This window comes from Pseudomonas sp. S1_G07, from assembly GCF_054668565.1.
In genome coordinates this window covers 5,023,621-5,044,673 of the sequence record NZ_CP162778.1, presented here as the reverse complement: position 1 = coordinate 5,044,673, position 21,053 = coordinate 5,023,621, and the positions used below count along the sequence as shown (strand labels likewise).

20 protein-coding genes and 1 pseudogene are annotated in these 21,053 nt (G+C 61.0%); 13 read left to right on the top strand and 8 right to left on the bottom strand.

The features are described 5' to 3' along the window. Positions 1-44: 44 nt before the first annotated feature. The 4 genes from AB4O05_RS22955 (at position 45) to AB4O05_RS22940 (ending at position 5,989) form a co-directional block, all read left to right on the top strand. Positions 45-755 carry a FadR/GntR family transcriptional regulator gene (locus tag AB4O05_RS22955; RefSeq protein WP_460164804.1) on the top strand — a complete coding sequence of 237 codons (711 nt, stop codon included), beginning with the start codon at positions 45-47 and terminating at the stop codon, positions 753-755. 13 nt (positions 756-768) lie between these two features. Beyond that, entirely contained in the window at positions 769-1,464 is a 696-nt protein-coding gene (locus AB4O05_RS22950; protein ID WP_460135150.1) for a tRNA (adenine(22)-N(1))-methyltransferase, read from the top strand. Between the two features lie 367 nt (positions 1,465-1,831). After that, positions 1,832-3,889, top strand: coding sequence for a methyl-accepting chemotaxis protein (locus AB4O05_RS22945; RefSeq protein ID WP_460164803.1), 2,058 nt, complete (start codon positions 1,832-1,834; stop codon positions 3,887-3,889). 360 nt (positions 3,890-4,249) lie between these two features. Further along, a complete protein-coding gene (locus AB4O05_RS22940) occupies positions 4,250-5,989 on the top strand; it encodes an OPT family oligopeptide transporter (RefSeq protein WP_460135151.1) in 1,740 nt (579 codons plus the stop codon). 29 nt (positions 5,990-6,018) lie between these two features. On the opposite strand, the gene AB4O05_RS22935 is transcribed toward AB4O05_RS22940, so the two are convergent. Beyond that, positions 6,019-6,645, bottom strand: coding sequence for a glutathione S-transferase family protein (locus tag AB4O05_RS22935; protein WP_460135152.1), 627 nt, complete (start codon positions 6,643-6,645; stop codon positions 6,019-6,021). Between the two features lie 259 nt (positions 6,646-6,904). Here AB4O05_RS22935 and AB4O05_RS22930 point away from each other — a divergent pair, with 259 nt between their 5' ends. Then, positions 6,905-7,654: a BPL-N domain-containing protein gene (locus AB4O05_RS22930; protein WP_460135153.1), complete on the top strand. Its 750-nt coding sequence runs from the start codon at positions 6,905-6,907 to the stop codon at positions 7,652-7,654. A gap of 14 nt (positions 7,655-7,668) precedes the next feature. Here the strand turns inward: AB4O05_RS22930 and AB4O05_RS22925 are convergent, their stop codons facing one another. Continuing rightward, complete coding sequence (locus AB4O05_RS22925) at positions 7,669-8,034, bottom strand: cupin domain-containing protein (RefSeq protein WP_460135154.1); 366 nt, start codon at positions 8,032-8,034, stop codon at positions 7,669-7,671. 384 nt (positions 8,035-8,418) lie between these two features. Here AB4O05_RS22925 and AB4O05_RS22920 point away from each other — a divergent pair, with 384 nt between their 5' ends. Both AB4O05_RS22920 and AB4O05_RS22915 read left to right on the top strand, forming a co-directional pair. Then, the gene (locus tag AB4O05_RS22920; RefSeq protein WP_460135155.1) at positions 8,419-9,288 is read left to right on the top strand and encodes an AraC family transcriptional regulator; all 870 of its coding nucleotides are present in this window, start codon (positions 8,419-8,421) and stop codon (positions 9,286-9,288) included. Positions 9,289-9,753: 465 nt separating this feature from the next. Then, positions 9,754-10,293, top strand: a complete 540-nt coding sequence (locus AB4O05_RS22915; protein ID WP_460135156.1) for a hypothetical protein — start codon at positions 9,754-9,756, stop codon at positions 10,291-10,293. 670 nt (positions 10,294-10,963) lie between these two features. On the opposite strand, the pseudogene AB4O05_RS22910 reads toward AB4O05_RS22915, so the two are convergent. Then, positions 10,964-11,119: pseudogene (locus tag AB4O05_RS22910) on the bottom strand (integrase core domain-containing protein); the annotation flags it as partial. A 319-nt stretch (positions 11,120-11,438) separates the two neighbouring features. On the opposite strand from AB4O05_RS22910, the gene AB4O05_RS22905 reads away from it, so the two are divergent. Both AB4O05_RS22905 and AB4O05_RS22900 read left to right on the top strand, forming a co-directional pair. Next, positions 11,439-12,161, top strand: a complete 723-nt coding sequence (locus tag AB4O05_RS22905; protein WP_460135157.1) for a hypothetical protein — start codon at positions 11,439-11,441, stop codon at positions 12,159-12,161. 260 nt (positions 12,162-12,421) lie between these two features. Continuing rightward, the gene (locus tag AB4O05_RS22900) at positions 12,422-12,865 is read left to right on the top strand and encodes a GNAT family N-acetyltransferase (protein WP_460137514.1); all 444 of its coding nucleotides are present in this window, start codon (positions 12,422-12,424) and stop codon (positions 12,863-12,865) included. A gap of 120 nt (positions 12,866-12,985) precedes the next feature. On the opposite strand, the gene AB4O05_RS22895 is transcribed toward AB4O05_RS22900, so the two are convergent. Both AB4O05_RS22895 and AB4O05_RS22890 read right to left on the bottom strand, forming a co-directional pair. Further along, on the bottom strand, positions 12,986-13,672 hold the full coding sequence (locus tag AB4O05_RS22895) for a tetratricopeptide repeat protein (RefSeq protein WP_460135158.1): 687 nt from the start codon (positions 13,670-13,672) through the stop codon (positions 12,986-12,988). A gap of 14 nt (positions 13,673-13,686) precedes the next feature. After that, entirely contained in the window at positions 13,687-14,358 is a 672-nt protein-coding gene (locus AB4O05_RS22890; RefSeq protein WP_460135159.1) for a hypothetical protein, read from the bottom strand. Positions 14,359-14,535: 177 nt separating this feature from the next. Between AB4O05_RS22890 and AB4O05_RS22885 the strand changes: the two genes are divergently transcribed. Beyond that, positions 14,536-14,769: a hypothetical protein gene (locus tag AB4O05_RS22885; RefSeq protein WP_460135160.1), complete on the top strand. Its 234-nt coding sequence runs from the start codon at positions 14,536-14,538 to the stop codon at positions 14,767-14,769. A gap of 73 nt (positions 14,770-14,842) precedes the next feature. Then, positions 14,843-15,142, top strand: a complete 300-nt coding sequence (locus tag AB4O05_RS22880; protein WP_460135161.1) for a hypothetical protein — start codon at positions 14,843-14,845, stop codon at positions 15,140-15,142. Between the two features lie 36 nt (positions 15,143-15,178). On the opposite strand, the gene AB4O05_RS22875 is transcribed toward AB4O05_RS22880, so the two are convergent. Together AB4O05_RS22875 and AB4O05_RS22870 are read right to left on the bottom strand one after the other, a co-directional pair. Then, complete coding sequence (locus tag AB4O05_RS22875; RefSeq protein ID WP_460135162.1) at positions 15,179-16,738, bottom strand: GMC family oxidoreductase; 1,560 nt, start codon at positions 16,736-16,738, stop codon at positions 15,179-15,181. A 98-nt stretch (positions 16,739-16,836) separates the two neighbouring features. Beyond that, a complete protein-coding gene (locus AB4O05_RS22870) occupies positions 16,837-17,592 on the bottom strand; it encodes an alpha/beta hydrolase (RefSeq protein WP_460135163.1) in 756 nt (251 codons plus the stop codon). 104 nt (positions 17,593-17,696) lie between these two features. Between AB4O05_RS22870 and AB4O05_RS22865 the strand changes: the two genes are divergently transcribed. Then, positions 17,697-19,136 (top strand): HD domain-containing phosphohydrolase, encoded by a 1,440-nt coding sequence (locus AB4O05_RS22865; RefSeq protein ID WP_460135164.1) that lies wholly within the window; start codon positions 17,697-17,699, stop codon positions 19,134-19,136. A 55-nt stretch (positions 19,137-19,191) separates the two neighbouring features. Then, a complete protein-coding gene (locus tag AB4O05_RS22860) occupies positions 19,192-19,755 on the top strand; it encodes a nucleotidyltransferase family protein (protein WP_460135165.1) in 564 nt (187 codons plus the stop codon). A 34-nt stretch (positions 19,756-19,789) separates the two neighbouring features. Here AB4O05_RS22860 and chrA read toward each other — a convergent pair whose 3' ends face one another. Next, a complete protein-coding gene (gene chrA / locus AB4O05_RS22855; protein ID WP_460135166.1) occupies positions 19,790-21,001 on the bottom strand; it encodes a chromate efflux transporter in 1,212 nt (403 codons plus the stop codon). Positions 21,002-21,053 lie beyond the last annotated feature (52 nt).

Genomic DNA, 21,053 nt, shown 5'->3' with positions numbered 1-21,053 from the left:
CAGGGTGTTAAGCTCCCACCAGCCCCGCCCCTCGGACCTTAGCAATGCCCATTGAAAGCCCACCCCCCGTGCGTAGACGCTCTTACAACCTGGCCCAGGGCGTGGTCGACGCCCTGACCCAGCGCATCCTGCTCGGGCAGTTGAAACCCGGCGAAAAACTGCCGTCGGAATCCACCATTGTGCAAGAGCATGGGGTGAGCCGTACGGTGGTGCGCGAGGCGCTGTCCAAGTTGCAGGCGTCGGGGCTGGTGGAGACACGTCACGGCATCGGCACCTTTGTGCTGGAGCAAAGCGCCCAGCAGGGCTTGCGTCTGCATGTGGACACGGTCGCCAGCGTGCGCAACATGCTGGAACTGCGCCTGGGCCTGGAGGTGCAAGCGGTGGCATTGGCCGCGCTGCGCCGCAGCGACGCGCAACTGGCCCATATGCGCCAGGCGCTGGACGACTACCAGGCCTCCCTGGCCAACAACGACAGTTGCGTGGAAGAGGACAAACGCTTTCACCAGTTGATCGCCGAAGCCACCGGCAACAGCTTCTTCAGCGAGATCATGCTGCACCTGGGCAATGCGATGATCCCGCGTGCTCAAGTGAAGAGTGACGAACGCGGGGGCGCCGATTTTGCCAGGCTCGGGCAGTTGGCGAACCTGGAGCATGAGGCGATTTTCAACGCCATCAAGCGCCAGGACCCGGACGCGGCAAGAGCCGCCATGGTGTTGCATCTGACCAACAGCCGGGATCGGTTTTCCGGGCAATGATAAGGATCACAGCTTGAACGAACATACCTTGTCCATGCGCCTGGAGCGTGTGGCCGCGCATGTGCCGAACGGCGCGCGCCTGGCCGATATCGGTTCGGACCACGCCTACCTGCCGGTGGCGCTGCTGCGCCGTGGCTTGATCGAGGCGGCGGTGGCGGGGGAGGTGGCGCCCACGCCGTTCCAGGCGGCCGAGCGCACCGTGCGTGACAACGGCCTGGCATCGCGGATCAGCGTGCGCCTGGCCGATGGCTTGGCGGCGATCGAGCCCGGCGACCGCATCACCGCCGTCAGCCTCTGTGGCATGGGCGGCGAGACCCTGCGCGACATCCTCGACGCCGGCAAGGCCCACCTGAACGGCGTTGAGCGCCTGATCCTGCAACCCAACGGCGGCGAGCAGCCACTGCGCTTCTGGCTGATGAGCCACGGCTACCGCATCGTCAGCGAAGAACTGCTGTACGAAAACCGTTTCTACTATGAAATCATCGTCGCCGAGCGCGCCGACTCAGTGACCTACAGTGCCGAAGAACTGTACTTCGGCCCGCTGCAAATGCAGGTCCGCAGCCCGGTGTTTCTGGCCAAGTGGCAGCGTGTGTTGCGCCTCAAGCGCAAGACCCTGGCCGGCTTTGAGCAGGCACAGCAGGCGGTGCCTGAGGCGAAGGTGCAGGCAATTACCCGGCAGATCCAGTGGATCACTCAATTACTGGCGTGATCGCTACCGATCCCATGGGGGGAGCTCGGCAGCTCGCTGGCGATATTTTTCTCAATCAAGGCTCCCTCCCTTCAAGTTCTCCCGGTGCGCGGCCGATACGATGCCTATGATTGAGGGCGTTTTGCAAAGCGCCTCGGGCGGTCGTCTCCGACGGTTACAGCGGCCGTCGCTACTGAGTGCTTTTGCCCCATTTTCGCGCACGCCGAGTGCCTTGTCGGTGCACGGCATGCCCTGTTTCAAGGCCGAGCTTGAACGGCCCATATCTTGCTAGTGCCAAGCTAATCAATGACATGGCTTTTTGCCGTTAGTCATTTCAAGGTTTGGCCCGCCATTTAATCGCGTGGGTTGTTTTTTGGAGCGGTCGGACATGCACAGTTTGTTATCACCCGGTATCCGCCTGCTCGGACGTTTCGGATTTGCACGTAAATTCCAGCTTCTGTTCTTTCTGTTCATGCTGCCCCTGGTCGGTAGCCTATGGGTGATCGGCCAGGATTACCGCGAAAAATTAAGCGTGATTGCCAGCGAGCAGTCCGGTGTACGCCAGTTGTTGGCGCTCGATACGCTCGACGCTCAACTGATCGCGCAGCGCAACCTGGCGGCGCGCTGGAAGGCCGTTGACTTGCTGCGTGAGCCCACCGCTGCTGCCAAGGCCGCGATGGCGACGCTGGACGCCAATGTCCCGCCGATCCAGCAAAGCCTGCAAACCCTGGGCGACACGCTCAAGGCGCAAAAGGCCGGCGCGGACATTCAGGCGCGCTTCGAGACCTTGCAAGCGTCGGTCAAAGGCTTGGACAGCCAGTCCCAGCGCACGGTGGGCTGGTGGCCGGACGGTTACGACCGTTTCACCTCGGCGCTCAGTGCCGTGCAGGCATTGCGTGAGCAGATTGCCCTGGATACCGGGCTGATCCTCGATCCGTGGCTGGAAACCTACATGCTGATGCAGATCTCCACGCAGCAGACGCCCGACCTGATCGAACGCATCGGCCGCATGGCCAGCATCGGCCAGTCATCCATCGCCTCAGGGCAGTTCACCCTGCAAAGCCGCCTGCAGATGCGCGACCTGCGTAGCCGCATCAGTGATGCGCGGGACCAGTTGATCAAGGCGGCGGCTTCGCTCAAAGCCAAGCAATACCCGGGCATTCAACCCTGGGTCGCACAGTACGACAACAGCCTGCAAGTGCTGGATAACGAACTCAAGGTGCTCGACGACGGTGTCTTTGGCGGCACCATCAAGCTCGATGCGGCGGTCTTCGATCGCAGTGTCGACGCCATGCTTGGCGGCCTGGGCGCGCTGCGCAACCAGTCGTTGACCTCCCTGGACACGCGCCTGACCTACTACCACGAGCGTTCACTCGAGCAATTCATTCCGATGGCGGCGACGTTCGGCGTGCTGGCCCTGGCGGCGCTGTACCTGCTCATGTGCCTGCAAGCCTCCATTCGCCGCAGTGCCAGCGGCATCACCACCCTGGCCGAGTCCCTGCGTGACGGTAACCTGTGCGTGGAAGTGGCGGTGCAAGGGCGTGACGAACTCGCCGTGATCAGCACCGCGCTGAACGTCGCGGTGGTGCAATTGCGCACCAGTTTGCTCGGCGTCAATCACGAGACCCAGCAGCTCGGCTCGGCGGTGCTGACCCTCAATTCGCAATCGGGCAACACCCTCAGCGAAGTCGAAGACCAGCAGCACCAGATCAGCCAGATCGCCGCCGCCGCCACTCAACTGGCCGCCACGTCCATGGGCGTCGCTCGCAGTTGCGAACAAGCCTCGGGCAGCGCCCAGCAGACTCGACGCATCGCCGAAGAGAGCAGCCGCGACAGCCAGCGCACCACCACCAGTATCCAGCAGCTCAACCAACGCCTGACCGACACCGCCAACGCCCTGGAACAAGTCAGCCAGCAAGGCCAGCAGATTCAATCGGTGGTCGACACCATTCGCGGCATCGCCGAACAGACCAACCTGCTGGCGCTCAACGCCGCCATCGAAGCCGCCCGCGCAGGCGAGCAGGGCCGGGGCTTTGCCGTGGTGGCCGATGAAGTGCGCAGCCTGTCGCAACGTACCCAGGCTTCCACAGCGCAGATCGCCGGTACCGTCGACAGCCTGCGCGCAACCGTCAGCCAGGCGGTCACCTTGATGGGCGCTGCGTGCGAGCAAGCGTTGACCGATGCCGAGTCCGTCACCGGCCTGGGCACGCGCTTGGGCGAGATCGCCGGCGCGGTGCAGAACGTCACTGACACCCTGGCGCAAATCGCCACGGCGGTGGAGGAACAAGCGGCGACGGCCGACGAAGTCAGCGGCAATATCCAGCAAGTCGACCAGGCCGCCGGGCGCCTGCTGGACGGCGCGCGCGCGGTCAACCGGGCGGCGGATACCCTGAGCAAGGGCAGCCAGGCGTTGAGTGACAACACCGCACGGTTCCGTTTGGAGTGAAGGGCAAAAGCCCTGGATAGTTACGGGATCCAGGCAACTTTCAAGGCTGCAACCTGTTCTTGTGGCGAGCGGGCCTCTGTGGCGAGCCCGCTCGCCACAGACATGCGGTCGACTGAAATGGCCATGCAAGGCTCAAGAATTCAGCGTGAAATTTCAGCCCTTTAAAATCAGTAAGTTATTTTAATTTTGATAAGGCCGGACTTGCCCGCCATCACAGGCAAGCCAACCCACAGGGGATCTGCGTTTAACTGATTGGCATCAGGGCTTGGCGGCGCTGTTGCTTCTTGCTGATTCAGGAACCTTCGGCCTCCACGGGGCTCACTTGTTAGGTCGCCCTGTGTCACGCCGAAAGGAATCCGCATGCTTTCAGCCTCGCCCGCCATTGCCCGGTACGCCCCCGTCGAACGCGAACTCAGCCTGCGTGCTGTCATCACCGGGAGCGTGCTTGGCATCCTGCTCACGCCTTCCAACGTGTACGCCGGCCTGAAGATCGGCTGGTCGTTCAACATGTCGATCATTGCCCTGCTGGTGGGGTATGCGATCTGGCAGGGCCTGGCCAGGCGGTCATCCGAGCAGTTGCCGTGGACGCTGCATGAAAGCAATATCAACCAGACGGTCGCGTCGGCCGCCGCCTCGATTATCTCCGGCGGGTTGGTCGCGCCGATCCCGGCCTACACCCTGCTGACCGGCAACCAGCTGGACGCGTTGCCGATGATCGCCTGGGTGTTCTCGGTGAGCTTCCTGGGCATCTGGATTGCCTGGTACCTGCGGCCTTCCTTGCTCAATGACCAGGCGCTGAAATTTCCCGAAGGCATGGCCACCCTGGAAACCCTGCTGCACATCTACAACCATGGCCGCGAAGCCGCGACGCGCTTGAAGGTGTTGCTCGGCGCGGCGTTGCTGTCCGGGCTGGTGAAGTGGGTGGACACCTTTATGTGGGCCTTCCCACGCTGGTCGCCAAACGCCCAGTGGGAACGCCTGACCTTTACAGCCGACCCTTCGCTGTTGCTGCTGGGGTTTGGCGGCATCATCGGCATTCGCGTGGGCCTGACCCTGCTGCTCGGTGCCTTGTTGGCCTGGGGTGGGCTGGGCCCGTGGCTGCTGGCGCAGAACCTGGTGACATTGCCGGCGGGCAGCAGCGGCCCGCAATTCGCCGCATTGGTGGAATGGCTGCTGTGGCCGGGCGTGAGCCTGATGGTGTGCTCGACCTTGGCCTCGCTGGCGATTCGTTTATGGGCCTTGTACTCCTCGACCAAGTCCGTTGGCGAGCAGGCGTGGAGCGTGCCCAAGCCTGGGCCGGCTGCCGGTTTCTTGCTGTCGATCGCACTGGTGGTGAGCCTGCAGGCGCTGTTGTTCGGTATCAACCTGTGGATGGCCTTACTGACCATCCCCCTGGCGATCTGCCTGGCGGCCGTGGCCGCGCGCGTGGTGGGCGCCACCGGCATTCCACCGATTGGCGCCATCGGGCAGTTGTCCCAACTGAGCTTTGGCATCGTCGCGCCGGGGCAAGTGCCGATCAACCTGATGAGCGCCAACACCGCCGGCGGTTCGGCCGGGCAGTGCACCGACTTGATGAACGACTTCAAGGTCGGCAAGGCGATTGGCGCCACGCCGCACAAGCAAGTGATCGCGCAGATCCTGGGGATTTTCATTGGCAGCATCGTCGGCGTGTTCGCCTACCTGGCGCTGATTCCGGACCCGCAATCGATGCTGCTCAGCGAAGAATGGCCGGCGCCGGCGGTCGCTACCTGGAAAGCCGTGGCGCAAACCCTTACCCATGGGCTGGATTCATTGTCGGTGAGCATTCGCTGGGCGATTGCCATCGCCGGTGCAGCGGGTGTGCTGCTGGGTGTGCTCGACAGCCTGTTGCCGGCCCGCCGCGCCCGCTACCTGCCCAGCGCTGCCGCCTTGGGGTTGGCGTTTGTACTGCCGGCGTCGGTGTCGTTGATGATGGCGTTGGGTGCGATGTTGACCTGGTGTGTGAGCTGCCGTTGGCCGAGCCTGACCGAGCGCTTTGCGATCACCGCAGCGGCGGGCTTGATTGCCGGGGAGAGCATCACCGGGGTGGGGGCCTCGTTGTGGCAGATGTTCAGGCCTTAGCGCAGCTCCCACCTTTGATCGCGCGTCAGTTACTGGGCAAACGCATACTCGCCACCCTGTTCCAGTGCCTGGCGGTACGCCGGCCGTGCCTGAAAGCGCTGCACCCACGCCGCCAGGTGCGGGTAGGCCTGCAACTTGCCCTGGGCCTTGGCGATTTCGCCGATAAAGCTCATCTGGATATCCGCGCCACTCAACTCCTCGCCCAGCAGGTACGGGGTGTGCGCCAGCGCGTCGTTGAGGTAACCGAGGTAATTGGCCACTTCCGATTCGATACGCGGATGCAGCGGCGCACCGGCATCGCCCAGGCGCCCGACATAGAGGTTGAGCATCAGCGGCAGCATGGCCGAGCCTTCGGCGAAGTGCAGCCATTGCACGTACTGGTCGTAGGCGGCGGTGGCCGGGTCGGGTTGCAGGCGACCGTCGCCGTGGTGGCGGATCAGGTAGTCGACAATGGCGCCGGACTCGATCACCACGTTGGCGCCGTCTTCAATCACCGGAGACTTGCCTAGTGCGTTGATCGCCTTGAGCTCCGGTGGCGCGAGGTTGGTCTTCGGGTCGCGCTGGTAGCGCTTGATCTCGTAGGGCAGGCCAAGCTCTTCGAGCAGCCACAGAATGCGCTGCGAACGTGAGTTGTTGAGGTGGTGGACAGTGATCATGTGAACTCCGCGGGGCATGAGGTGTGCAGGAACAGACTACCAGGCTGGCGCAGAGTGCCCTGCGTCGGCGAAGGCCTCATGAATAAAGGCCTCCAGGCCGTGACTGAATTTCAGATCCATGGCGTGCCTCCTTTCAAACCGGCATTCATGGTAGCGGAGGCGCGCGCCGGGTGCTTACAACTGTTAACGAATTTAACCGAGCATTCGGGATAGGCTTTGCATGGCCAAGCCCACACCCCATGAACGGAACCTCTCGCCCATGAAACGAGCCACCCTTGTTGTCGCGCTGCTGGCATTTACCGCCCTGCAATCGTGCTGGGCGCAGGCCATCACGCCGATCACCCACGTGGCCATCTACCGCGGGCCGGCGGGCTGTGACGACTGTTCAGAAAACGTTAAAACAGCGCTGCAGCGTCTGGACCCCACTTACCAGATCGACTTCGTCGGTGCCGACGAGCCGATCGATATCACCCCGCAGACCCTTGCCCGTTATGACCTGTACGTTCAGCCGGGGGGCGGCCAGGACATCCCCGCGGCCCTCGACAGCCTCGGCGAGGCACGGGCCCAGGCGATCCGCGACTATGTCGCCGGCGGTGGTCGCTACCTGGGTTTGTGCATGGGGGCCTACCTGGCGGACGCCAGCAACCTCGGCCTGATCCCACAGGACCTCGACACCGAAGCGGGCCGCCCTGGGTTTGAAGTACCCGGCATCGCCGACGCGGCGGTGCGGGTGACATGGGCGGGCAAGGCCGACAGCGTTTTCTACCAGGACGGCCCGTATTTCCCGGCAGCGACCCCAGCCACCCCCTACACCACGCTTGCGACCTACCAGAACGGCGATGTGGCGGCGGCGCGGTATACCTATGAAAAGGGCGTCGTGGTGCTGAGCGGGCCCCATCCGGAAGCCGGGCAGGCGTGGTTCGAGCAGGCCGACATCCCGCTCGACAAGATGCCGCGCGGGGAGCTTTTCGGCGCGCTGATTCGCAGCGTGCAAGCGTCGGGCGAGTAAGGGCGCCGCAGCCTTCAGATCCACAGATCATTCACGGCAGTACGCTCGCCGCCTTCGTGGCCGGTGTTCAAGATGCCGCGAGGTTCGATCATCATCAGTTTGGCTTCGCCTTCGGCGGCGGTCCGGTGTTCGACGCCTCGCGGTACGACATACAGCTCGCCCGGGGCCACGTACACCGGACCGTCTGGAAGGTCGATACGCAGCGTGCCTTCAAGCACCAGAAAGGCTTCATCGGTTTCCGGGTGGGCGTGCCAAATGAACTCGCCCTCGATGCGCACCACCTTGAATTGGTAGTCGTTCATCTCGGCGACCACTCGCGGGCTCCACTGTTGATCGATGAGCGCGGCTTTTTGGGTGAGGTTGATCGGGTGCTGAGTCATGCTGGATCCTTCGGCGGGTGAGAGGTCCAAGGCTACCCCCGTAACAGGCCTGCGGGCTTGTACGATCCTGCAAGCAGTGGCTGGTTGACTCAAGCTTGCCCCGAATCAAACGGGTTGTTGATGGGTTTTCTGGTGGTTACACAAAAGCCAGTGTAAGTGTTGCTGCTTCAGCGTCCATGGGGGCTGCGCTGGATCGCCCGGAACGCCGCAGAGCCTATGTGGGAGTTGTCGAGCTTCAGCGAGGCTGCGAAGGCGGCGACACAGTCAATATTTACTGCTCGCCGGCAGGGTGCTCTTAAACGTGCCTTGAGCAAACGCGGCTAGGCGCGTTCATGCCGCTATAGTCGAACCTATTGCCGACCGTACTTCCAAGAGCCTTTCCCTGTGCCTGACATCTCGACCCACCGCGCTTACACAAAACGCTTCAACGCCGTCCTCGCCTACATTGACGAGAATCTTGAAGGTGACCTGTCGGTGAAGACGTTGAGCCATGTGGCGAGCTTTTCAGCGTTTCACTTCCATCGACAATTCACCGCGTTCGTCGGCGTGCCTGTTTCACGTTATGTGCAACTGATGCGACTACGACGCGCGGCGCATCGCCTGGCTGCCGTTGCTGACCACTCGGTAATGGAGGCCGCACTCGGTGCCGGCTTCGAAAGCCCCGAGGCGTTTTGCAGGGCGTTCAGGCGGGCGTTCGGCATGACGCCGAGTGCATTCAGGAAAGGGCCGAACTGGCAGGTCTGGAATGCGGTGTTCGCAATCCCTCACTTTTCCAGGACGATCATCATGCAAATACGAATTGTGGAATTCCCTGAAGTCAGGGTCGCGGCGCTTGAACACTGCGGGCCTGCCGGGCTCGTCAATGAGAGCGTGCGTAAGTTCATCGCGTGGCGCAAGCAGAGCGGGCAGTCGCCGGTGGCTTCGAGTCGCAGTTTTGGCATTCCCTACGGCAACCCCGATACGACACCCGCGCAAGCATTCCGCTTCGCCATCTGTGGCGAGATTCACGAAGCCGTGGCGCCTAATGAGTTCGGCGTGCGCGAGATGGTCATGCCTGGCGGTCGCTGCGTCGTGGTGCGACACACGGGGTCACCGGATCACATCGGCGAAACGATCTATCCGATCTACCGCGATTGGCTGCCCGCCAGTGGTGAGGAACTTCGTGACCAGCCGCTGTTCTTCAATTACCTGAGCGTCTATCCCGAAACACCGCAGGATCAATGGCAGACAGATGTGTACATTCCGCTGCAATAGCGGAGCAAGCAGCTTTCGACCTGAGCGGTCACCCGGCGAGTTATGGAAAAAAGGACGGATTTATTTGATTAAAATAGATCCGTACCTGAGGGAACCCCACAAATCTTGCGACGACGTGGCGGCGGCACGTTATCCCTATCAAAAGGGTGTCGTGGTGCTGAGCGGGCCCATCCGGAAGCAGGGCAGACGTAGTTCGAGCAGGTCGATATCCCGTTGAGCAAGATGCCGCACGAGGAGCTTTTCGGCGCGCGGATACGCAATGTGCAAGCGCCGAGCGCACAAGAGACGCCCTAGCGTTGCTGGAAGCCGTCAGGCCCTCCGGTGGGAGGTGAGTGCCCGGCTCTTAACCTACCGTTCCGACCAAAGGAACCTGTTTTTTCAAAAAACTGTGAATTCTTACAGTAGGCAATCTGTTTTTTTCGGCGGAAGCTGATTTTTCAAGCTATCTAAATGGAGGAACTTTAAATGGCAACTCAACTGTATATCCATTTTGAAAAATATATCGGCAAGGTTATTCTGCTGGCGAATGACAGCTATCTATACGGAGGCGAGTTAAAGGATGTTAAGGAGGGTGAGCTTTTTATTGATTGTTCTAATAATGTTGTTTCGCCAGAAATGGACTTTATAATTGGGAAGATAGGACTTCCTAAAGAATTGGTGAGCTGTTATTGGCTGTTTGTGGACGAGGCGTCTGTGTTGATAGACAATCTGCTGGGTTATTACTTTCTTTATTTGACCGATAAATCAGTGGTCGAGGGAGTAGTGACAGAGATTATTGATACTAAATTTAGTACTGTCAAATCCGAAGTAAAAGAAGGTGGAAGCTATTACAAAGTCGATACGTCCAAGCATGTTAAAATCTCAAATGTTAATTTGGTTTCAAAATTGTCTTTTACAGGGGCGGTTGAAGGTGCGCCTGTGTCAGAGATAAAGAGTGCACCCCTATGGCTAGGGGCGTATATTGAGAACCATCCGGAAATTTATAAGGTGGACTACAACAGCTAAACGTCTTAACGCTGTTTGGTTTATGGGGGGGACAAAAAGGGAACGGATTTATTTGATTAAAAATAAATCCGTTTCTTTTGTCATACTTGCCGCCTTCAATGTTGATTGTCCGGTCTTGAACCGGGGCGTGGTTGAACTGTCGACGTTGGAAACGACTTGGCTGTTAATATTGAATCTCGCAGCAGAGTAATTCATTCGACTAAAGGGAGGTGATTGAAATTACTCTGATGAACCATCCAGGATGGTTATGCTTGCAGAGGTGTGAAGAAGTGAAAAGGGAACTAAGCATTGTGGGTATTGCAAAATCGGGTATAGGTAAAACAGTCATGGTTTTCTGGGTGCTGTGGCTATACGTTTATCAAGTCTGGTGTTTGCACAAGACGAAATGTTTGTGTGTGTTCAGCTTACATACCCAGGTAGGCGATAGAGGTTATCTTGTGTCGGTAAGTGCGTCGTCCCGTTTAGATGCTGAAAAAAAACCGCACTCTATATCTATAAGTTCTATGGTCGCCAACGGCGCCAATCGTTTGGCTGCTGCTGATCTCGGCCCTCCTTCATGCGCTTTGAATCCTAGCGATGCTATTCGAAATATTGATTCGAATATTGAAAATTAGAAGGAGAAAGTAGAGCAATGTGGGCTGTTTAGTCCTGAAATAGGTTTACACCTGTTTCACCCCAGCGCCCGATGCATCGCATCGGGCATTTTGTATTTCAACGACAGGTGCGGACGCTCGCGGTTATAGATCGATACCGACTCGCTCACCCTCTTCTTCACCTGCGTTAAATCCTGTAGTTGCTGGAGCAAAAGCTTCGTTTTCAATATCCCCGCTCTGCCAAGGCATTATTCAAGCGTCTTGGGCAAACCGACTTTTTCAACAGAATCGGCCGAAAGCGAACACTTAGACCTGCCCTCCACAAGCAACTCCACTTGAATCACTCAAGCAACGACGAACACCTTTTGCGCTAGGTTTACCGGTTGTGCCAAGTGCTGTGACGTAGTCATGGTCCATCCTCTGGTAGGAAAGAGGGCCAGACTATCGAGGCGATGACGCGCCTGGATTGTAGGATCCTGCACGTTGGCCGTCTAAAGCTTGGCCCGTCGTCGTCGATAACCTGTATGAACCCGCCAATCATGGATCGATTAAATGGCTCTTTCCGTCAGCACTGCCTATCTCCCGCCGGCCAACATCAGCCTTACACCTTCCGACCAGAAGCTCGTGGCCCAGCCACTGACAGACGCTGCGAAAGAAGCGCTGGCCAATGCCGCCCCGGCGGCCGTCTACCATCCCAGTGGCTCGGCGAGCACCACGTTGGAACCGCTGGAGGCGGTCGACACCTGGGTCGGTCGGACCCAGTCGCGAGACTTCCCTCGACTCGTCGACATTTCCACCGGCGCGTTCAATACGCTGAAGGCATCCTTCAAGGCATTCGAGTCGGCGTTGTCGGCCACCGCTCCCGACCTGGCCGGTAAACAATACGGCTTCACCGTCGAGGCCGATGGCCGCCTGAAAGTGCTGGATTCGGCCAGCCAGCTCAGCAGCTCGGATACCCAACGGCTGACGGATTTGCTCAATCAATCCCTTGGCCTGAAAACCGCAGCCGTTGCCTACCGCAACGCCGCCATCGACACGGTGGACGCCGATTCGGTCTGGTCGGGCCTGGGGTATTACAGCCTGACTAACGAAAACTTCGCCAAGACCCTTGATCTGGCGCCTCTATTCAGGGATTTCGACCCGTCGGATTTCAAGGGGGCCAAGGACCGGCTTTTTATCACTCAACTGCATTACAAAGGCGAGCTTGCGACGCAAGAGACGGAAGCGGCGATGTATGAGCGGCGTGCAGCGCAGCGGTTCAGCGCGCAGGCCTGATCCACTTTGCGTTGTAAGAGATGAAGGCGCGCAGGCGGCAGCAGGATGCCAATCCCTGTGTGGCCGCTACGACGGCGCAAGGCGGGTGTTTGCAGGTAATCCGAATCGCCGCGCCGTTGCAGGTGGGGGCTGCGCAGTTACTGGATTGGGGCTGCTGCATTATTAAGTCTGCCTGAACCTATGCACGTTATTCTCTCTGACCAGCCATTTTCAGGATGCGCGCCATGCCGACCTTCACCGATCAACCCTCTGCTGTCGTCATGGTCGCAGCTTCCAATGACGACGTGGAGCGTCTGGTCGCCATCAGAATTGAAGCCATGCGCGAGAGTCTCGAGCGTGTTGGACGATTTGACCCCAAGCGCGCACGTGACCGATTTATCGCCGGGTTCGACGCCCAGAGCACACGCCGCATAGAAGTGTCTGGCGAGGTAGTCGGGTTTGTCGTGATCAAAGACCATCAGCATGAGCTTCTGCTTGACCACCTGTATGTGAAACCTGGTGCTCAGGGGGCTGGAATTGGCTCTCAAGTGCTGAGTCGTATTTTTGAGGAGGCTGATCAGCTCGGCCGTCCGATCAAAGTGGGTGCTCTCAAGGAAAGCGCAGCCAATCGTTTTTATACCCGTCATGGCTTTGTGTTCGTGGAGAGTGGTGAGTTCGATAACTACTATGTGCGTGTTAACGGGGTGATGGTTATGTCCAGATGAACGATGATCGTCCACGCACAATGAGTTTCTGAACAGGGAGGGCAGAGGTGATCCTTCCCTTGTCCAAGATGCGACGCAAGCGGTCACTGCGCATTCGCCGCTAAGCAGGTTCTCCTATTACTACGGTATGGAAATTCCATACCCGGCGAGCTTGGCCTTGTGCTCCTCCTGCACGTATTTCTTGTTGACGATCTGTGAGAACTTCATGAAGTCGGCCTTGGCGTCGTTCCTGTCTGCCAAATGGTCGTACGCGATCCCGCGCGCATAATACGCCCAGGCATAGTCCGGCTGGCGCTGAAGGCCGGTACTGAAGGCTTCAGCAGCCTCTCGGTACTGACCTAGGTCTGTCAGCGCGAGGCCCAGATGAAAGTAGGTCGGCATGTGAAAGCCGGAACCTTTTCCGGCTTCTCCCATGCCGTTGTCAAGGTTGTACTGCACCAGTTCAAGGGCTTTTTTCGGGTTGCCAGCGTCGCGATACATGGCGCTCAAATCCAGGTAGACGCGTGGCTCAGGCTTGACCGCCAGTTGTATGGATTTTTCCTTGGCCGTCACGGCTTCGGGAAAACGCTTGAGGTTGCTGTAGGCATCGGCCTGCACCGCGTAAGTCAAACTTTGCAGCGAGGCGGGCAGCGTAGTTTTCTGCAGGCATAGATCACCTTCCTGCAGTACCAGAGGGTAGTTTTCGGCTTTGGAAGCCTTTAACTGATTGACGCAGTGGGCAACGTTAGCTTTTTGCGGATTCTGCATCCCTGCACAACCTGTGAGGATGACGGAGCAGACGACAAGTGCGGGCCAGCGAGTATTCATGATAGGCATCCTTGTCAGTCGAGCAGATGAGCGTTGAGATCAGGGCGATAGACCTGCAAGAGCGGCGCAGTCACCGTGCCTTGTAGCGAGCAGAACACGGTGGTGTGCCCTGCGAGAGGCTGTGCTGTTTCACCCGTGTCGACGATCAGCACGCGGTCTACGAAACCAAATGGCGTGGGGACGCCGGGACCGGTCAGCCCTTCGGTGCGCCATTGGCCGATCGGGTCACCGATGCGGCGAATTTCGGCGCGGGTAATGGCTTTGCCTTGCATGACAAAACGTGTGTTGTCAACGATCAGTGGCTTGAGTTTTGCAGCCACCTCTTGTGGCGAGCCATCGGCTACAAAACCCCAGAACAGAAAGTTGCCGACGTCCTTGATGGTTTCGGCCTGATTGTAATAGCCGACCATACGCACGCCGTTAACGATCAGGGGCGTTTCGAAGTGTTGGTAAGTGCCACCTTCCTGCAGCGGACTCATGATGGTCGGTGCCTTGACCGAGCCATAGTCACTCAGGCGCAAGGTACCGGCTGGCAGGCGGGCATCGCGCAGGCTTTCGAAGAAATGCGCATCGCAACGCGAGAATTCAGTCAGCAGTTGTTCGGGCGTGGTGACGGTCTGGGCTTGCGCAGTGCAGGCGGCGCAGACGGCGAGCAAAGCAGCGCCGGAAAAAAGAGAGCGGAACATTAAAATTATCCGTGACGTGGAAACAAAAGCTGTCGGCGGCTAAGGCGGGAACTTTAGCAATACGGGCCTGCGGGTCGCAGCGGGAAAACAACCCCTTGCCGCCTATAACGGTCTACCATGCCACCCCCGGCAGTGGTTCCACGCGCTACCGATTCTCTTTTTTGCAAGGTATCGCCCATGTCCATCGACCAAATCAGCCTTCCCAAGGGCGTCGGCCCTCACGCCGCCAAGCTGCTGGACGCCATCACCGGTGCCGGCACCCCTGAGGAACTCAACCGCGCAGGCGGCAAAGCCGAAGGTTTTGTGTTGGGGCTGGAGGCCAGCAAAGCCATCAAAAGCCAAATCGCCGAGTCGTTGTATGTGGCCTACGACGACGCGGCGAGCCATCGGGCGGGGGAGTTGAAGGGCTGACGCGTGCGGTTCTCGAGACAGTTTGCGTGCAGGTCTTTAGACTGGACGCCTTCACTTTCAGGATGACATTCCCATGTTCAAAGCTGTCGTTGCGGCACTGCTGCTGACCTGCGCCTTGGGCGCTTCGGCCGATACGCAGGTCGATGTCTCGCAGATTTACGGCAAGATCCAGTTCGTGGACAGCAACCCCGACTACAAGGTCAAGGTGGTGACCCAGGACGCTGACCTCAAGGTGCAGCAGGTCGATAGCAGTTCTGACTCCGTCGGGAAATGGCAAACCGTGGACGTCAACCCCGACTACAAGGTCCAGATCGTCGACTCCAACCCGGACTTCACCATTCAATACGTGGATTCCTACCCAGGGGTGAATTGAGAGGCCGCCCGCCCAAAAAGCAGAGCGGCGGTGTTTTTACACGCCGTACTGCACCCGAATCTCCTCCACTGCCCGCTCGCCGATCACCACACAAGGCGCCATGGTGTTGCCGCTGGTCACGTGGGGCATGATCGAGGCATCGGCAATTCGCAGGCCTTGCATGCCGTAAACCTGCAGCCGGCTGTCCACCACCGACATCGCGTCTCGGCCCATTTTTGCCGTGCCGCATTGGTGCCAGTAGGTGACGGCCGCATTGCGGGCATAGTGTTCCAGGGCTTTGGCGTTTGAAGTGCCGGGCAGGCGTTCACCTTTGACCAGGCCGTTGAACGACGGTTGAGCGCCGAGTGCCTGGACGAAGCGCAGGTTGTGCAGCGCGGCTTGCAGGTCGGCCGGATGTGACAGGGTGTTGGGTTGGATAATGGGGGGATCCGCCGGGCTGGGGCCCGAGAGGCTGATCTGGCCTCGGCTCTGCGGGTGCGCCAGGCCGGCGAACATGGTCCAGCCGTGGGTGGGCACGTCGAGGTGCGCGTTTTCGGCGCTGGGCACCGGGAATTCGGCCTGGCAATGAAACATGTCCGGCAGGCGCAACGCGCTGTCGCTGCTCCAGTACAGGGTGGCTTCCGAGCCGCCATAGCCGATGGGCTGTGGTTCGGTGTATTCGAAGATGGCGGCGAAGGACACATGGTCCTGGTGATTGGCGCCTACCCCCGGCAGATGCTGCACCACCGGAATGCCGTGGCGGTGCAGCTGCTGTTCCGGGCCTATCCCCGATTGCATCAGCAGCTTGGGGGTGTTGACCGCGCCGAGCGACACCACCACCTCGTGGTCGGCGTAAAAGCGCTGCAATTGCCCATGGTTGAGCGTTTCCACCCCCACCACCCGCGTACCCTCAAACAGCAGACGGGTGACTTGTGTCTCGGTCAGCACACTGAGGTTGGGTTGGCCGCGACGCGGGTGAACGTAGGCGCGGTAGATGGAATGGCGCTGGCCGTCCTTGACGATCAGGTCGTTGATGGCTGCGCCGCCACGGCCTTCCATCATCAGACCATTGGGGCTATCGAAGGTGGGCAGGCCCATCGCGCGGGCGGCACCGAGCATGGCGCGGGCGATGGGTTGCGGGGCGTGTGCGGTTTGCACGTGAACCGGGCCGCCGTTGCCGCGTCGGGCGGGGTCGGCTGGGCCGCGATAGTCCTCGATACGCTGATAAATCTTCAGGACGGACGCATAATTCCAGGCCGGGTCACCGCTCTGGGCGGCGAAGTCTTCCCAGTCGTTCATGTGCCCACGGGCCCAGACCATCACGTTGATACTGGACCCGCCGCCGAGGCCGCGGCCCATGTTGAGCGGGATCTGTCGGTGGTTGACGTGGGGGTTGGCGGCAGCGGTGAAGTTCCAGTCGCGCTCGCTGCCCAGGTTCAAGGGCCAGTTGCCGGGCTGCATCACGTTGGGGTGCTCGTCATCGCCCCCTGCTTCGATCAGCAGCACGCGTACGTCGGGGTTTTCAGCCAGGCGGCCGGCGACCACCGAGCCGCTGGTGCCGGCGCCACATACGATGAAGTCGAAGTGGCGACCGGACAGTGGATGGTTTGCAGACATGCAATCACGCCCCTCTGGTGGATGTTCGCGCAGGCTCAGGCACTTACTTTTTCGTGCGTTCTTGATAAGTGCCTGGCCCCTGATGACAATGCGCGGCGTTACTGGCTTTGCTGCACGGCCTGGAGAATCACCTTGGCGACGTCCGCCGGACGCGATTGCTGGGGCACGTGGCTGGCCGCGATTTCGGTGACGTGGGCGCCGATTTTTTTCGCAAAGGCGCGTTGCAGGTCGGGCTGGATCATGCGGTCGTCGCGGGCAACGACGTACCACGACGGCTTGCCCTTCCACGCAGCGGTGCTGGTTTTATCGTCAAATGCCGAAGCGCGGATTGGCCCTTGGGTCGCTGCCATCACTGCGGTTTGCTCGGGCGAAAGGTCCTGGGCGAAGCCGGTGGCCATGCCTTGCGGAGTCATGTAGAGAAAGCCGTTTTTATCGGCTGTAATGTCTTTGACGCCCGCCGGGGCCGGGTAGTCTTTGCCCAGGTCTTTGCTGGCTTGGCCGGCATCGGGGGCGAAGGCGGCGACGTACACCAGGCTGCGCACTTTCTGGTCGGTACCGGCTTCGCTGATGACGGTGCCGCCCCAGGAGTGCCCGACCAGCACCACGTTGCCGTCCTGATTGTTCAGCACGCGTTGGGTGGCGGCGACATCGTCGGCCAGGGAGGTCAGCGGGTTTTGCACCACGGTGACTTTGACGCCCTGCTTTTGCAGCAAGGGCACCACCTTGGCCCAGTCGGAGCCGTCGGCGAAGGCACCGTGCACGATCACCACCGACGGTTGGGCGGCGAAGCTGGCGTTGGCAAACAGCGATGTGGTCATGGCGAAAGCAAGGGCAATGGCTTTGGGCTTGAACATGGTGAGGTCTCCTGTAGTGGGTGTGCTCAGTGTCGGCATTGCGGGGTGTTGCGGGTATCGGTCGTTTGTCCGAGGCCGGTCATTTAATGTGCAGGGAGGGCCGTATGGAAAAACGTGACTGTATTGAAATGGAGGGAGCGATCCAGGCGTTGTCGATGGTGGGCGACTTGAGCATGGGGCAGCCGTTTGATCAGTCGCGGCGCACCGCGCGCCTGGTGCAGTTGCTGGCCCGCACTTGCCAAGGGGAGGGCGAGCACATCGAGGTTGCGCGCCAGGTGGCCCTGTTGCGCTGGTCGGGCTGCACGGCCAACGCAGACGGTTTTACCCGGTTGTTGGGCGACGATGTCGAAGGCCGCAATGCGATGCTCAGCCAGACCCTCGACGCGGCGGACGTGCGCGCGGTGCAACGGGCCACGCCCCTGGCGCAGGTGCATTGCGAGGTGTCCGGCGACATCGCGCGGACGTTGGGCCTGAGTGCCAGCGTGGAGCAGGGCCTGCGCAATGTCTTCGAGCAATTTGACGGCGGCGGCCGGCCCTTCGGCCTGCGTCATCCCGATGTGCCGGACGTGGTCTATCAGGTGGTGCTGGCGGGGGACCTGGAGATCCTGTCACGGGTTCATGGGCTCGACGGGGCGTTGCAATGGATTTCGACCCAGCGCAACCAGCGTTATCCGGCCGCATTGACCACCGAGCTCCTGCGGCATGCCGGGGAGTGGCTGGAACAGTTACGCACCGCGCAGGAAGCGCCTGTGTGCAAGCAGCCCGATCAGCGCGAGGTTTCGCTGACGCTGGTGGGCGACGTGATCGACCTCAAGCTGCCGTGGCTGGCCGGCTATTCACGGCGCTCGGCCGACCTGGTGCGCGCCGCGGCGCAGCTTTCCGGGCTCTCGCAAGCCGCTGCCGACCAGCTGGGGCAAGCGGCACTGATACATGGCATCGGCCGGGCAGCGGTGCCCAATCGTGTCTGGAATACCCCCGGCGCACTGCTCGAAGGTGATGTTGAGCAAGCACGCCTGGTGCCTTACTGGACCTCACGTGTCTGCAGCCAAATCCCGAGTCTCGCCGTCGTGGGCCAATTGGCGGCCCACGCCTATGAGCGGCTGGATGGCAGCGGCTACTTCCGCAGCTTGAATGGCGCGGCGCTGTCTGACGAGCAGCGCTTGCTGGCCGCCACACTGGCCTGGGAGGCGCTGCGCAATGAACGGCCTTGGCGGCCGGCGTTCAGCGAGGAGCAGGCGACCCGCGTGTTGCTGGATGAGGCGCGCCAAGGGCGGTTCGATCCCCGCGCCTGCCAGGCCGTTATCGCGGCGGCGCGTGGCGAACTCACGGCGCCGGGCTGCAAGGCGAGCGGCAGCCCACTGACCGACCGTGAAACCGAGATCCTGCGGCGCATCAGCAAGGGCGGCAGCAACAAAGAAGTCGCGCGCCAATTGGGCATCAGCCCCAGCACCGTGCGCACCCATGTCGAGAGTGTCTTTCGCAAACTACAATGCACCACGCGCGCAGCGGCGACGCTCAAAGCCTTGACGTCGGGGCTGATCTGAATGCGCTCGCAGGCACGCTGCTGGCAGTGAAATAACCGACTCCCCGGGACCGCACATGACATTGACCGTCGACACCTTGCTCAACCTGGCCATGGCCAACCCCCTCAACGCCGAAATCACTGCGCGCCTGCCCGACCTTGGGGTGGAGCAGTGCATGCTCACGGCGGGGTGTTTGTTCCAGGCGGTGTGGAATCATCAGTCGAATCGACCCGCCGATCAGGGGGTGAAGGACTACGACGTTTTTTACTTCGACACCGACCTGTCCTACGAGGCAGAGGACGCGGTGATTCGCAGGGCTGAGCGGTTGTTCCAGGGCTTGGGCGCCAACGTGGAGGTCAAGAATCAGGCGCGGGTGCATCTGTGGTACGGGCAGCGGTTTGGCCGGCCATATCCTCAGCTGCACTCGGCCAGGCAGGGGGTGGATCGTTACCTCGTGGCGGGAACGTGCATCGGCCTGGAGATCGCCACGGGCGAGGTGTATGCGCCCTATGGGTTGGCGGATGTGGAGCAGGGGCTGTTGCGCATCAACCCGCTGCATCCGGAGCCGCAATTGTTTGCGCAGAAGGCCAGGAGTTATCAGGAACGGTGGCCGTGGTTGAGGATTGTGGCGCCGGGTTGAAGGCTGCCAAACGAAGCCGCTCCCGCCGTTGGCCTCACCCGACGAGGAGGCTGAGCACCCCTCCCAGTGCGCCGCATGCGAGCACCACCAGCCACGGCGGCAGCTTCCAGCGCATCAGCGCCACCAATGCCAGCAGCGCCAGGCCGAGGTCGTAGGCGTTGAAAATCGCGCTGGTCCACACCGGTTGGTACAGCGCGGCCAGCAACAAACCCACCACGCCGGCATTCACGCCGGCCAATGCGGCTCGGGTGCGCGGGCTGCGGCGCAGGGTTTCCCAGAAGGGCAAGGCGCCGAAGACCAGCAGAAACGAGGGGGCGAAGATCGCCAGCAGGCAGATCAGGCCGCCCAGCCAGCCGTTTGGGGCCGGGGTCAGGGCGGCGCCGAGATAGGCGGCGAAGGTGAACAAGGGGCCGGGCACGGCTTGCGCGGCGCCGTAGCCAGCGAGGAACAGGTCGTTGCTGATCCAATGCGGCGGCACCACTTCGGCTTGCAGCAGCGGCAGCACCACATGGCCGCCGCCGAACACCAGCGCGCCGGCACGGTAGAACGCGTCCACCAGCGCCAGGCCTTGGTTGGGCAGGGCTTGGGCCAGCAGCGGCAACGCCACCAGCAACAGCACAAACAGCAGTAACCACAGGGCGCCGGTGCGACGGCGGATCGGCATGGGCAAGGGTTCGTGCTCGGCGTTCGGCGCTGGCGTGAAGAGCAGCAGGCCGATCATGCCGGCGGCCACGATCACGCCCACTTGGCTCCAGGCGGACGCTGTGAACAACGTCACCCCCGCGGCGATCAGCATCAGGCTCACCCGCGCCACGCCCTGGCACAGGTTGCGCGCCATGCCCCATACGGCTTGGGCGACGACGGCCACGGCAACCACTTTAAGGCCATGCAGCACGCCGGGCGGCAGGGCGCTGTTGTGTTGGGTAATACCCAGGGCAAATACCATCAGCAGCAGGGCGGACGGCAATGTGAACCCAGCCCACGCCGCCAGGGCGCCGCCGTAACCCGCCCGTTGCAGGCCCAGTGCGATGCCCACCTGGCTGCTGGCCGGGCCGGGCAAGAATTGGCACAGTGCAACCAGGTCCGCGTAGCTGTGCTCGCTCAGCCAGCGCCGCCGGCTGACGAACTCGTCGCGAAAGTAGCCCAGGTGGGCGATCGGGCCGCCGAAAGAGGTGAGGCCCAGGCGCAGGAAGATCAGGAACACCGACCAGGGGCTGTTAGAGGGAGCGGCGAGGGGGTTGGCCAAGGTCGGGTTCTCGGATAGGCGCTGAAGCAGGTGATGTGTTCTGGAACCATAA

Bases quoted from the DNA above. Each gene is read 5' to 3' on its own strand.
- AB4O05_RS22955 (WP_460164804.1), top strand. From the start codon at position 45: ATGCCCATTGAAAGCCCACCCCCCGTGCGTAGACGCTCTTACAACCTG.
- AB4O05_RS22945 (WP_460164803.1), top strand. From the start codon at position 1,832: ATGCACAGTTTGTTATCACCCGGTATCCGCCTGCTCGGACGTTTCGGA.
- AB4O05_RS22940 (WP_460135151.1), top strand. From the start codon at position 4,250: ATGCTTTCAGCCTCGCCCGCCATTGCCCGGTACGCCCCCGTCGAACGC.
- AB4O05_RS22935 (WP_460135152.1), bottom strand. From the start codon at position 6,645: ATGATCACTGTCCACCACCTCAACAACTCACGTTCGCAGCGCATTCTG.
- AB4O05_RS22930 (WP_460135153.1), top strand. From the start codon at position 6,905: ATGAAACGAGCCACCCTTGTTGTCGCGCTGCTGGCATTTACCGCCCTG.
- AB4O05_RS22925 (WP_460135154.1), bottom strand. From the start codon at position 8,034: ATGACTCAGCACCCGATCAACCTCACCCAAAAAGCCGCGCTCATCGAT.
- AB4O05_RS22915 (WP_460135156.1), top strand. From the start codon at position 9,754: ATGGCAACTCAACTGTATATCCATTTTGAAAAATATATCGGCAAGGTT.
- AB4O05_RS22905 (WP_460135157.1), top strand. From the start codon at position 11,439: ATGGCTCTTTCCGTCAGCACTGCCTATCTCCCGCCGGCCAACATCAGC.
- AB4O05_RS22900 (WP_460137514.1), top strand. From the start codon at position 12,422: ATGGTCGCAGCTTCCAATGACGACGTGGAGCGTCTGGTCGCCATCAGA.
- AB4O05_RS22895 (WP_460135158.1), bottom strand. From the start codon at position 13,672: ATGAATACTCGCTGGCCCGCACTTGTCGTCTGCTCCGTCATCCTCACA.
- AB4O05_RS22890 (WP_460135159.1), bottom strand. From the start codon at position 14,358: ATGTTCCGCTCTCTTTTTTCCGGCGCTGCTTTGCTCGCCGTCTGCGCC.
- AB4O05_RS22885 (WP_460135160.1), top strand. From the start codon at position 14,536: ATGTCCATCGACCAAATCAGCCTTCCCAAGGGCGTCGGCCCTCACGCC.
- AB4O05_RS22880 (WP_460135161.1), top strand. From the start codon at position 14,843: ATGTTCAAAGCTGTCGTTGCGGCACTGCTGCTGACCTGCGCCTTGGGC.
- AB4O05_RS22875 (WP_460135162.1), bottom strand. From the start codon at position 16,738: ATGTCTGCAAACCATCCACTGTCCGGTCGCCACTTCGACTTCATCGTA.
- AB4O05_RS22870 (WP_460135163.1), bottom strand. From the start codon at position 17,592: ATGTTCAAGCCCAAAGCCATTGCCCTTGCTTTCGCCATGACCACATCG.
- AB4O05_RS22865 (WP_460135164.1), top strand. From the start codon at position 17,697: ATGGAAAAACGTGACTGTATTGAAATGGAGGGAGCGATCCAGGCGTTG.
- AB4O05_RS22860 (WP_460135165.1), top strand. From the start codon at position 19,192: ATGACATTGACCGTCGACACCTTGCTCAACCTGGCCATGGCCAACCCC.